Source organism: Bacillus sp. UNC125MFCrub1.1, assembly GCF_000701305.1.
GTDB classification, from domain to species: Bacteria; Bacillota; Bacilli; order Bacillales; family Bacillaceae; genus Bacillus; species Bacillus altitudinis.
This window is the reverse complement of sequence record NZ_JNIG01000010.1, coordinates 198,889-213,398: the sequence shown is the minus strand read 5'-3', so window position 1 is coordinate 213,398 and position 14,510 is coordinate 198,889. Positions and strand designations below refer to the sequence as shown.

General features: G+C 45.6%; 2 protein-coding genes. Both read left to right on the top strand.

Annotation, left to right across the window (positions count from 1 at the left end):
* Complete coding sequence (locus N521_RS06280; RefSeq protein WP_035390494.1) at positions 1-10,623, top strand: non-ribosomal peptide synthetase; 10,623 nt, start codon at positions 1-3, stop codon at positions 10,621-10,623.
* A 45-nt stretch (positions 10,624-10,668) separates the two neighbouring features.
* Positions 10,669-14,502 carry a non-ribosomal peptide synthetase gene (locus N521_RS06275; protein ID WP_035390492.1) on the top strand — a complete coding sequence of 1,278 codons (3,834 nt, stop codon included), beginning with the start codon at positions 10,669-10,671 and terminating at the stop codon, positions 14,500-14,502.
* Positions 14,503-14,510: the final 8 nt, after the last annotated feature.

The following is a 14,510-nucleotide window of genomic DNA, read 5'->3' as shown; positions in this document are numbered from 1 at the left end:
ATGAGCAAACAGAAGATTCAAAAGGTATATCCTTTAACACCAATGCAAGAAGGCATGTTATATCATGCCATGCTAGACCCTAATTCGTCCTCTTATTTCACACAGCTGGAGCTTGGAATAAGAGGGGAGTTTGATCTCGATCTTTTTGAAAAAAGTCTCAATGAGCTCATCGGCACATATGACATTCTCCGTACAGCCTTTGTCTATCAGCAATTACAGAAGCCTCGTCAGGTTGTACTGGCAGAGCGCAATCTAGATGTGTATAGAAAGAATCTATCTCACCTGAATCATCAGGAACAGCAAAAGGTACTAGATCAATATAAAAAGCAAGTGAGAAAGCAAGGCTTCCATTTAACGAATGATTTGTTATTGAAGGTCGCTGTTTTTCAACTGAATGAAACAAACTGGCATCTCATTTGGAGCAACCATCACATCATCATGGATGGTTGGTCCATGGGAGTTTTGATGAAAAAATTGTTTCATTACTACGAATCTTATCGGAACGGCAAAACGCCGGATCGCTCACAAGGAAAACCTTATGCAGATTATATCCAGTGGCTTGGCAAGCAAAATCAACAAGCAGCGGAAGGCTATTGGAAGGATCGCTTAGACGGTGCGGTTCAGCATCAAGGGCTTTTGCAGCAAAAAGAAGCGAACGGACAATATGACCATCAGGAATGGACGTTCACATGGGATGCTGAAATGGTCAGAAGCATTCAAGAGATCGCAAGAAATTGCCAAGTGACAGCACCAAATCTATTCCAGGCTGTTTGGTCGGTTCTTTTAGGCACTTACCATGCGGCACATGATGTCACTTTCGGAACAGTCGTATCTGGAAGGCCGCCAAGTGTGGCTGGGATAGAACAGATGGCAGGGCTTTTTATCAATACAATACCGGTCAGGGTAGAAATGAATCAGGAAGACACCTTCAAACAGCTGTTTCAAAAAGTTCAGCAGCATGCGCTGGAAGCGGAAAACTATGATTTTATGCCGCTTTATGACATTCAGCAACAGGCAGCTGCAGGAGGACAACTCTTCGATCACTTGGTCGGGTTTGAGAACTATCCTTTAGATCAAGAGCTATCTGGTGACACCATGTCGGAACGTCTAGGGTTTTCCATTGATGTAAAAGACGGATTTGAACAAACGAATTTCGATCTAAATGTCCTTGTATATCCAGGTGAAACATGGACATTGAAAATCAAATACAATGCGGTGGCTTTTGAAGAAGAGGTCATTGAAAAAATATCGAAACACCTGACCAACCTCATGAAGCAGATCATCGAAAATCCGGAAGTTCGCCTTCATGACGTGACGTGTATCACTGAAGAAGAAAAACAGCAGATTGAAGCATGGAACAAGACAGAACGAGATTATCCAAAGCATCTGTCTATTCCTGAGCTTCTGAAAGAACGCATTCAAACGCAGCCAGACCATCTGGCGTTAGTCGAAGGAGAGCGGGCATTCACCTATGAAGAACTCGGCCAAGAAATCCATCGTGTTGCGGGACATTTGATTGATAGCGGAGTGAAACAAGAAGATGCCGTCGCAGTGTATATGAATCGATCTGCTGAAGCAGTGATCGCCATTTTAGCGGTTCTTCAAGCAGGGGCTGCTTATGTACCAATTGATCCAGCCCAGCCAGAGGATAGAATCCGCTTTATGCTTGAAGACAGCGGCGCATCCGTTTTGCTCTATGCGGACAGCCAGCCGCCAGTTCATGAAAGCATCCAAGCCGTTCATGTGTCGGACATATCGAATCAGTCAAACGGACCTTTCGAAGTCGAGACCTCTCCTTCGCAATTGGCGTATATCATGTACACGTCGGGGTCAACCGGTCAGCCAAAAGGTGTTCAAATTGAGCATCAACATATTGTCAGATTGGCATGTTCACAGGAGACACTGGGCTTGAACAAGTCGGATCGTATGGCACATACAGGAGCAGTCAGCTTTGATGCCATTACTTTTGAAATTTTCACCACACTGCTGAACGGTGCAACGCTTTATCCTGTTGACCGTGACACGTTATTGGACATCAACCGGTTTGAACGCTTTATCCAAACGAATCAAATCTCGGCGCTCTTTTTAACGACAGGTTTGTTTAATCAACTCGCTCAGCAGCGACCGCATATGTTTAAAGGATTGTCCAAATTGATCACAGGCGGTGATGTGATCAATGTGAAAAGTGCAGAGCTTGTGAAGAAACATCATCCATCACTTGTTTTACTGAATGCGTATGGCCCAACAGAAAACACCACCATCTCGACCATTTATGAGGTGAGAGGGGATGAAACGGGCACGATTCCAATTGGTCAGCCGATCAATCATTCGTCCGCTTACATTTTAGATGACAATCAAAGACTTCAGCCAATTGGTGCGCCAGGAGAGCTGTATGTCGGCGGTGACGGTGTCTCAAGAGGATATCTCCATCGTCCAGAATTAACAAAGCAAGTATTTATCGCTGATCCTTTCAAGGCAGAAGGGCGTTTATATCGAACAGGAGATTTGGCTAGGTACGGTTCAAATGGTCAAATCGAATTCCTCGGACGGACAGATGATCAAGTGAAAATCCGTGGTTTCCGTATTGAGCTCGGTGAAATTGAAACGGTTCTTCAACAAGAGGCGGGGATCGATGAGGCGGTTGTGCTCATCCATGCGTCTCCTTCAGAAGAAAAAGAAATGACCGCTTACTATACGGGAACGATCAGAGAAGAAGAGGTGCGGGCTTTATTTCATCAAGCACTGCCAGCATATATGGTACCTCATCACGTCATGAAGCTAGATGCTTTCCCGCTTACAGCAAACGGAAAGGTCGATCGAAAAGCTTTACCAACGCCTGACGAAGCTCATCGTGAAGAAGTCAGGATCATTCCGCCTGAAACTGAGACGGAAAAGGCGCTTGCTCAAATTTGGGAGGAACTGCTTGGGAAAGCGGTGGGAATAGATGAGCATTTCTTCATGACTGGCGGACATTCACTCAAAGCAATGATGATGTCAGCCAAAATCCAAGAAGTGTTCCAAAAGGAAGTTCCGATTCAAGTGATATTCGAAAAGCCAACGGTTCGATCGCTTGCGTCATACATTGACCAGGACGGTCAAGAAGAACAAGGACATCCGATCTTACCCGCAGCGAAGGCGGAGGACTATCCAGTGTCACCAGCTCAGCGGCGCTTATACATTTTACAAACACTTGAACCTAAGAGTACGAACTATCATATTCCGATCGTCTTAACGCTTGAAGGTACGCTCGATCATCAGCGGCTCACCTCAGCATTTGATGAATTGATTCAAACGCATGAAATCTTAAGAACGAGTTTTCATATGAAAGGCGAGAACATCGTCCAAAGGGTACATGAAAGAGCGGCATTTGACCTCCCTGTCCATGATGTAAAGGAAGAAGAGGCCGAGGCATTTCTTGCTGAACGTCAGGCGCCGTTTGATTTGACAGCCGCTCCCCTCCTGCGGGCACAGTTGCTCAAAGTGAGTCATGATCGTCATCTATTAGTCTTGGAAGCACATCACCTCATTACAGATGGCAGCTCCATGAAGACGTTCATTCAGGATTTGGCGAAAGCCTATGATGGAGAGGCACTTGCAGAAAGAGCCATTCATTATAAAGATTACGCTGTCTGGCAGTTAAGTGAAGAAGAAACAGAGAAACAGCGTGCGCATGAAGCGTATTGGCTGAAGCAATACGAAGGAGATGTACCGGTTTTAGATTTGCCGACAGACTACCCACGTCCAGTGGAACGTGATTTTTCTGGAGAACGGGTGATGTTTGGCTGTGATCAAGCGACAACTCAGCGTATTCATGAGCTGCTCAAGAAAACAGATACGACGCTGTACATGTTCTTGTTATCTGCATTTCAAGTGCTGCTCGCTTCCTACAGCGGACAGGAAGATATCATTGTCGGATCTCCTGTTGCGGGGCGAACACATCCAGATATTCAGGACATGCCGGGGATGTTCATCAATACCATTGCGATGCGCGGGAAACCGGAACAAACAAAGTCATTTTTACAGCTGCTTAAAGAAATAAAAGAAACGAGTGTAGATGCTTTTGCACATCAAAGCTATCCGCTCGAAGAGTTAATCGCGCGTCTGCCGCTTGATCGTGATACAACCCGAAGCCCGCTCTTTAGTGTTTCGTTTAATATGCAGAACATGGATGTTCCTGCACTAAAGCTCGGCGATCTGAACATTTCGCCTTATGCAATGCAGCACCGATCCGTCAAATTTGATCTGTCTCTAGAAGCATTTGAACGTGAGGGAGAAATAAAACTAAGCCTAGACTATGCAACGGCATTATTTAAAGAGGAAACCATCCGCCGGTTCGGAACACATCTTCTTGCGATTATTCGTGAGGCGGTCCAGCATCCGAATGAACAAATTGGCTTGTTCAACCTCTTGGATCAGCATGAACAAATGGAGCGGCTGGAGAAAAGGGATGGAGAACAAACAGGTCAACATGAGCCGTACCATGTGCAATTTTCACGTCAAGCCATGGAAACGCCTGATGCCATTGCGGTGATGGATGGTGAAAGGAAGCTGACCTACCGTGAACTAGATCACATGTCCAATGCTCTTTGCAGTGAGCTGAAGATGCAAGGCGTAGAGAAAGAAAGCACAGTCGCACTTATTCTTGATCGATCTGTCTATGTCGTTGTCTCGATGCTAGGTGTAATGAAAGCAGGCGGTGCATTTGTCCCAATTGATCCAGCTTTTCCTGCGGAACGTATTCGTTACACATTAAAAGATTCAGGGGCAAAAGTCATCGTGGCAAATGAGTCTCTTGGCGATTCGTATCAGCATCTCAAGTCGATTCAGGTCGTACATGTGGAGAAAGCCGTCCAACGAAACGATTCTCTAGACCTGCCAGACGTATCGGTTGATCAACTGGCTTATGTGATTTACACATCTGGAACAACAGGGAAGCCAAAAGGTGTACAGCTCACGCATCGTAATCTATCACACTACGTCAATTGGTTGACACATGAAGTGACTTTACAAGAATGCGATCGAACGGCACTCCTGTCTTCTTATGCATACGATCTTGGTTACACAAGCATTTTCCCGGTTCTAAAAGCAGGCGGGACACTCTATATTCCTCGTGAAGACGTGTATACAGACCCTGTACGTCTCATGCGTTTTATTGATGAACAAGAGCTGACTTATATCAAAATGACACCATCCTTATTTCATATGATGGCAGATTCGAAGGGTCATACATTTGACGCTTTACGGCTTGTGGTATTGGGAGGAGAACCGATTGTCTCTGAAGATGTTGCGACATTTATGAAGCAGCATCCATGCGTGGCAGTGATGAACCATTACGGTCCGACAGAAACAACGATTGGTACAGTGAGCAAGCTAATGACACCGCATGAGCTGGACGCTTTAAAGGAGCGTTCTATCATCGGAAAGCCTATTGCTCATACAAGAGCGCTCGTATGCAATCGCGAGCAGCGCCTTGTTCCTTATGGCGCACCGGGGGAGCTTTATATTTCAGGTGATGGTGTTTCAAGAGGTTATTTGAATCAGCCTGAATTAACAGCAGAGCGTTTTCTTGAAAATCCTTATTTCCCTCAAGAGCGGATGTATCGAACGGGAGATTTGGTTAGACAGCATACAAATGGAGAGATTGAATTCCTTGGAAGAGTAGATGATCAAGTGAAAATTCGCGGTTATCGAATTGAGAAACAAGAAATTGAGCATGCCGCACGTGCCCTTTCAACCATTCAAAAAGTGTATGTCAAAGTGATCAACACATCTCGTTTACCGGAGCTGGCGTTATATTATACAGCACCTGATCACATTGGAACGCTGACATTTAGAGAAAAGCTTTCAGAGACACTACCGGATTACATGATTCCTACTTATTTTGTCAAAGTGGGTCATATGCCGCTGACGCAAAACGGAAAAGTGGATGCAAAATCTCTGCCGCTTCCTCATGAGGCACATATGAACCGCACGGCACATGCAGCACCAGAAACGGCGCTTGAGCAGACGCTTTGTGATATGTGGTCAGATGTTCTTGAGATTGAAAAAGTCGGCATTGATGACCATTTCTTTGAATTAGGCGGGCATTCTCTGAAAGGCATGGTGCTCATTTCGAACATGCAAGCCAAACTGAATCAGCATGTTCCACTCAAGGTTCTTTTTGAAAAGCCAACGATACGTGCGATAGCTGCCTATTTGGAAGAAGCTGATGCTTCGCTCGTCACATCGATTCAGCCAGCGGAAAAGCAAGATTTCTATCCAGTCTCTTCCGCACAAAAGCGAATGTACGTATTACAGCAGTTACATCCAGAATCCGTCACCTACCATATGCCAGCCGTTTTCATGATGGAAGGAAACCTTGATCTGAAGCAGCTAGAAGGAGCGATTCAAGCTTTAATTGATAGACATGAGTCATTGCGGACAGCCTTTGTTGAAATTGACGGCAGTCCCGTCCAAAAAATCTATCGCCGTGTACCGTTTACGTTACAGATGGTTGAAGTAGAAAGCGATCAGGTACAATCCGTCGTAGACAACTTCATGACACCATTCTCATTACATCAAGCACCTCTAATGAGAGCGAAAGTGGCAAAGCTGTCTGATGACAAATATGTGTTCATGATGGATATGCACCATATCATCGCAGACGGAGTGACACGCAGTCTGCTTATTCAAGAATTAGCGGAGTTGTATGAGCATAAGACGTTACCGCCAGTTCAGTTGCACTACAAGGATTATGCGGTATGGCAGCAAGAGGAAGAACAGCAAGCAGCACTTGAAAAACAGCGGCAGTATTGGCTGGAGCAATATGCACAGCCGCCAGAAGACTTAGCACTTCCGCTTGATTTCCCGCGGCCTAGCGTGCAGTCATTTGCAGGAGGCCGGGTTGATAGATGGCTGTCTGCTGAAAAGGCGCAGCATGTCAAAGCGCTCATGGCTGAAAAAAATGTGAGTTTGAACATGGTGATGCAAACGGCCTTTGCCATTCTCCTTCATAAATTGACTGGGCAGCATGACATCGTCATAGGGGCTGTAACGGCTGGACGTACACATGCGTCAATCGAACGGATTCCGGGCATGTTTGTGAATACACTGGCCCTTCGACATGACGTTCAGTTAGAAGAAACTGCAGAGCATCTGCTAGAAAAAATAAGAGATCACAATCTATCAGCTTATGAACATCAAGGATTCCCATTCGAGGATTTGGTCGCGCAGTTAGACCTTCCGAAAGACACGAGCCGCAACCCGTTGTTTAGTGTCATGATGACAACGGATGAGCGTGATCTGACGTTACCGGAATTGAATGGACTTACGCTTTCGCACAAACAGCAAGAAGCCGTTCAGGCAAAATTTGATTTAACGCTCGGTGTCTTTGAGGAACAAGATCAAGTGGGCTTGCGCTTTGAATATGCAGCGGCACTATTTAAAAAGAGTACCATTCAGCGATGGAGTCAATATGTTGAGCGAATCATAGACGAAATGCTTGCGAAATTGAATCAGTCGATCTCGACCATCTCCATCTTAACCAAAGAAGAAGAGCGACATCTGCTTGATGAATGGTCCGGACCTGTCCTAGATGTCCCGACAGATCAAACGGTTCATACATTGATTGAGGCGAAGTCACAAGAAGTACCTCATCAAAAAGCCGCAACTTTCTGCGGCACAAGCTGGACGTATGAAGAACTGAACAACCGGGCGAATACAGTCGCCGCAAGACTCATTTCCACCGGCACAAAACCGGGAGACCGCATCGGCATTCTCACGCGTCCATCGCTCGAGATGACAGCCGCTGTTCTCGGTGTGCTCAAGGCAGGTGCGGCATTCGTGCCGATTGATGCCGATTATCCAGCGCAGCGCATTGCCTACATGCTGGAAGATTGCGGGGCAGAGGTCCTTCTGATTCAGAAAGAGCTCACTGCACCACCTTCTTTCACAGGTCATACCCTCTTCATAGAAGAGGCAGTAGAAGGAGAAGCGCACGAGATTCAGGTTCCTGTCAAACCAACGGATCTCGCTTATATGATTTACACATCTGGAACGACTGGACAGCCGAAGGGTGTCATGGTCGAGCATCAGTCTCTTGTCAATCTTGCTTTTTGGCACAATGATGCTTTCCAGGTGACGAAACAAGACCGAACCGCCATTTTGTTGTGTGAAGCGATTCGCCTCGATATGATCAAGCTCAATTCGTATTTTAATCACGAAGGCATCACCATTGCATTCCTGCCAACACAGCTATGTGAGCAGTTTATGTCGATGGACAATCATTCTCTCCGTTACTTACTGACAGGCGGGGACAAGCTGAAACAGGTGAAGCCCGTTCCATACAAACTCGTGAATAACTACGGCCCAACAGAAAATACGGTCGTGGCGACAAGCGGGATCATTGATCCAGATCAAGGCACGCTTCCTATCGGAACAGCGATTGCCAATACTCGTTTTTACATTATGGGTTCGTTATATGATCTCTCGCCGCAAGGCGTACCGGGTGAGCTCGTGATTGCAGGGAAAGGACTGGCAAGAGGCTACTGGAATCTACCAGAGGAAACGGACAAACGGTTTGTCCCAGATCCATTTTATCCAGGAGAGCGCATGTACCGTACAGGTGATTTGGTGAAGTGGACAGAGGATGGCGAACTGATCTATCTCGGTAGAAAAGACCATCAAGTGAGCATCCGCGGATTCCGTATTGAGCTATCAGAAATTGAAGCGCAGCTCCTTGCGCTAAATGAAGTGAAAGAAGCCGTCGTGACAACGGTCAAAGACGCAAGTGATCAAGACGCTCTTGTCGCTTACGTCATTACAGATGCAGAAACGGCTGCGCTGAAAGAAAGCTTAAAGCGCATCTTGCCTGAATATATGGTGCCATCATGGATCATCAAGCTAGACCAACTGCCAATGACGGCAAATGGCAAAGTGGATCTCAAAGCACTGCCAGCACCTGATGTGGAAGCGAATCAAACAGCATACGAAGCCCCAAGAGATGAAGTGGAAGCACTACTTTGCGGCATTTGGGAAGATGTACTTGGCGTCAGCCAAGTTGGTATTCACGACCACTTCTTCTTCCTTGGCGGAGATTCGATTAAAGGCATCCAGATGGCAAGCAGACTCACGCAAGAAGGCTGGAAGCTCGATATGAAACTGCTTTTCCAATACCCAACGATTGCGGAGCTTCGCCCATATATCGAAGAAGCGGACCTTCTCACAGCTGATCAGTCAGCTGTGGAAGGAGAGGTCATTTTAACACCGATTCAGCGCTGGTTCTTTGAACGGAACTTTGATCACCAGCACCACTGGAATCTCTCAATGATGCTTCATGCACCAAAAGGGTTTGACTTGGCTGTCACAGAACAAGTTCTGCAAAAACTGCTCTCACATCATGATGCACTGCGCATGGTGTTCAGACAGGAGCATGATGACATGCTGCAATACAATCAGCGGGAGTTGACAGAACCATTTTCAATTATTTCTTGTGATGTTTCAAAAGCGCAAGATGTGAAACAGGCGATTTCCACATACGCCAATGAGTATCAGCGTCAACTGAATCTTGAAAAGGGTCCATTGATGAAAGTGATTTGTTTCCATACAGAAAACGGTGATCACTTACTCATCATCACACATCATCTTGTGATTGACGGCGTTTCTTGCCGGATTTTACTAGAAGACTTTATGTCTCTTTATCATCAGGCAGAAAAAGGAGAAACGATGGTTCTGCCGCCAAAAACGCACTCTTTCAAAGAATGGGCAGAAGCGATTGAACGATATGCGCAGTCACAGCTGCTAAAAAACCAGAAGGAGTATTGGGCAGCGATTGAAAATAGACCGTTTACGACTTTACCTGTTGACCATGAAGTAAAAGAAAGAAAAGTCGCGGATACGAAAGCGGTCAAAATGCAGCTGACAGAAGCAGAAACCGAGCATCTGTTAACGAATATCCATCTTCCGTACACAACAGAAATGAATGATATTCTTCTATGTGCGCTTGGGCTGGCCGTTCAGGAATGGACAGGTCAATCTCATGTACATGTACAGCTTGAAGGTCATGGAAGAGAGGACATTTTATCAGGATTAGATATATCCCGCACAGTTGGCTGGTTTACGAGCATGTATCCAGTCGTTCTTGAAGCGAAACCGAATCAGACCATTGCAGACGCTATCAAAGGAACGAAAGAGATGCTACGGCGTGTACCGAATAAAGGGATTGGTTACGGTATTTTAAGATACATGACACCATCCGAACCGTCAGTCAAACACGTGCAGCCTGAAATCAGCTTGAACTATCTTGGGCAGATTGATCAGGAAGTGACGACAGAACTCTTTGGGCCCTCAACCTATGATATGGGCCGTCAAGCAAGCCCTGAATCTGAAGCTGTTTATAAGCTGAACCTCAGCGGTCTTGTTCAGCACAATCAATTCATTCTGTCGTGCTCATATTGTGCAAGTGAATATGAAGAACAAACGATACAGCAGTTCATCGCATTGTTGAAGGAGAAGATCAGATCCATCATCACCCATTGCTTAGCGCATCAAGAGCGAGAATTTACACCAAGTGACTTCTCGGCTGCAGACCTTGAAATGGATGAAATGGACGATATCTTTGACATGCTTGAGGAGAAATTGACCTAACACCACTAGATCAGTCATGAAAAAGGGGAAGGAGGAATGAAATAGATGAGTCAATTTAAAAGGGATCAAGTTCAAGATATGTACTATCTGTCACCGATGCAAGAAGGAATGCTGTTTCATACCCTCCATCATCAAGAAAAAGGCTTTTATGTAGAACAAATGGATATGAACGTGAAGGGCACACTTCGGCATGATTTGCTTGAGAAAAGCATGAATATCATTGTGGAACGGTACGATATTTTTCGTACCGTGTTCCTCCACGAAAAAGTGAAGCGTCCTGTCCAAGTTGTATTAAAAAATCGACCTTTCCAGCTTGATGTTGTGGACATACAGGATCTTTCTGAAAGTGAACAGCTTGAACGTATTGATCGTTTTAAACAAAAGGATCAGCTGAGAGGATTTGATCTCTCGAAGGATCTGCTCATGCGGGCCTCTGTTTTTCAAACGGGTCCTTCAAGCTATCGCTGGATATGGAGCTATCACCATATCCTTCTAGATGGCTGGTGTTTTGGCCTAGTTGTGCAGGAATTGTTTGCGATTTATCATGCACTTTTGCATGACATCCCTTATAGGCTGGAGCCAGTCAAGCCATATAAAGAATATATTCAATGGCTGGAAAAACAAGATAAACAAGCCTCACTTGAATATTGGACGCAATCTTTGGCTGGTTTTGAGGGGCAGTCGACTTTTAAAGAACAGCGAAAGCAAACAAATGAGCATGAATTAGGCGAAATCGAATGGGCCATGAGTAAAGAAGAAACTGCTGCTTTATCAGAGTTAGCCTTGCAGCAGAATGCCACGTTAAGCAGTGCGCTTCAATCGGCTTGGTCCATTTTACTAAGCAGGTATCAGCGCTCAAACGATGTGTTGTTTGGAACGGTTGTGTCAGGACGTCCGGCAGATTTAGCTGGTGTGGACCGGATGGTGGGGTTGTTCATCAATGTCATTCCAAGACGAATTCAGCTGACAGACCAAATGACGTTCCGTTCTCTATTATCAGAGACGCAGCAGCAGTCTTTAGCGGCTGAACCGCACCAATATATCCCGATTTATGATATTCAGGCTAAGGCAGGTCAGCAGCAGCTCATTGATCATATTGTGGTGTTTGAGAATGTCCCTGCTGCAAAGAAAGACGAGCAGGAGTCACTGCTTGGCTTTACAGTAGAAGACATGAATGTCTATGAGAAATCGAACTATGATCTCAATTTACTGGCGTCGCCCGGGGAACAATTGCAGCTGAAGCTGGCCTTTAATCAGCGTGCATTTGATCCTGCATTTGTCCATAAATTAAAGGATCAGCTGACCCTTTTGATCAAAGGGGCCATCAAACATCCAGATCAGTTAGTTCATATACTGACACTTGTGACAAAGCAGGAAAAACAGCGAATGTTAGAGGAATGGAATGCACCTGAGCTGGAGCATGATCAGCTTTATTTGACAAAGTGGTTTGAGCATAATGTCCGAAAACAGCCGAATGCAGTGGCATTATCAGCAGGTGATCACACGATGACATATGCGGAGCTGAACGAACAAGCCAATCGACTGGCAAGGCATTTGCAAAAAAATGGGGTGGGTCATCAAACGGTGACCGCCATTTTAGCAGAGCGGACACCTGAACTCATTGTCAGTTTACTCGCTGTCTTAAAAGCAGGTGCCACCTATGTGTCGATTGATCCAGATTATCCAGAAAGCCGTATCCAATATATGCTGAGAGACAGCGGAGCGACGCATCTTCTGACTCATTCATCCTTTATCAGTCAGACGAGGTCACTCGCATTTGATGGCACGTATCTTTTTGCAGATGATCAAGAAATTTTACTGATGAGCTCAGAGAATCTGCCACTTGAAGCTGGTTTAGATGATACGGCATACATCATGTATACATCTGGAACAACCGGACAGCCAAAAGGCATCATGACGACCCATTCCAATATTGCCCGGGTGGTCAAAAATACGAATTATTTAACCATTTTAGAAACAGATACATTGCTGTCGTTATCAAATAGCGTATTTGATGGCTTTACATTTGATGTATATGGTGCGCTTTTAAACGGAGCAAAGCTTGTCCTGCCGCAAAAAGAAACCATTTTAGATATGGGGAAGCTCACTGAGTTGATAAAAGGAGAGCATATTTCTGTCATGTTTGTTCCAACCGCTTTATTCCATCTTCTCGTTGATGAAGGAACAGACTGGATGCGCGGTGTGCGTAAGGTGCTGTTTGGGGGAGAGAGGGCATCGGTTCAGCATGTGAGAAAAGCCTTTGATGTGATGGGAAAAGGCAGATTGTTGAATGTATACGGACCAACCGAATCAACGGTTTTTGCCACATATTATCCGATAGATGAAGCGATCCCTTTAGAGGCACGTTCTATTCCAATTGGGAAGCCGCTCAACCAGACGGGCGCTTATATATTGAGTGAGCACAGACAGCTTCAGCCGATTGGAATGGTTGGAGAGCTTTGTCTGAGCGGCAAAGGACTGGCAAAAGGGTATTTGAATCGTCCTGATCTGACAAAACAAGTCTTTATCGCCCATCCATTCGCTGCGGGTGAGCGCCTGTATCGCACGGGGGATTTAGCTTACTTTCGAGAAGACGGTCTGATTGAGTATGCAGGCAGAGTTGATGATCAGGTGAAAATTCGAGGACACCGAATTGAACTGACAGAAATTGAAGCCAACCTTCTCATGCACCCAGGTGTAAAACAAGCTGTACTCCTAGCGGATCATGATGAAACCAATCATACAAGGCTGCTTGCCTATATCACGTGTGATGATGCATGGAAAGGCAAACTCGATGACATCAAATCAGGGCTGAAAGAGCGTCTTCCAGCTTATATGCTGCCTCATGAGCTGATTGAACTGGAGAACCTCCCACTTACGCCAAACGGGAAGGTTGATAAACGCCAGCTACCAAAACCAGAGGCACCGCAAGGAAACCGCCGTGTGAAACTGCCCGCAAATGAAGTGGAACAAAAGCTGCTGGTAATGTGGCGGGAAGTACTTGAACGAGAGGATATTAGCACAGATGACCATTTCTTTGAGCTTGGCGGACATTCTTTAAAAGCAATGTCTCTTTTGTCCAAAGTATCAAAAGAGTTTGAGGTTCAGGTGCCGATCCATTTGTTGTTTGAGACCCCGACGATTGAAGCGCTTAGTCATTATATTCAGCATCAGGACGGGGAAACCGCTGGCTATCTTGTATTCAATGAATCTCAAACATCAACAGTCTTTGCTCTTCCGCCATTACCAGGCTACGGCTTTATCTATCAGGAAGCAGCAAAAACGCTTGATGATGTTCGGCTAGTCGCTTTTGATTTTATTGAAACGAATAACCGAATGGCGCAGTACGTTCAGCATATTCAGCACCTTCAGCCAAAAGGGCCGCTGACGTTGATGGGGTACTCAGGCGGATGTTACCTCGCCTTTGAGCTTGTTCAAGCGCTTGAACAAGTAGGACGGACAGTCGAGAAGGTCATCATGATCGATTCCTATAAGAAAATTGGAGAAAGTGATTTAGAAGGACGATCCATTGATGATGATATTGAAGCGATTGTTCATCAAACGAAACAAAGCGAGCTTGCTCAAGGGGAGATCGTTCAAGAAGCGCTTGCCCAAAAGACGCGCGCCTACTATGAAACGTTTGTTAAGGGGGTGAATCAAGGCAAAATACAGGCAGATATTACGTTCATCCAATCTGAAGAACAAATAGCGATCCCGGACTGGATGGAAGAGTGGACACAGGCAACGGCCGGATCTTTTACCCAATACCAAGGCTATGGCCGGCATGCTGATATGTTCAAACAGAAAGAATGTGCAGCTCAAAATGCAAAGCTGATCAAACATATTGTCAATCAAACAAATAGAGAACGAGTCTTGTAAACTTTAGA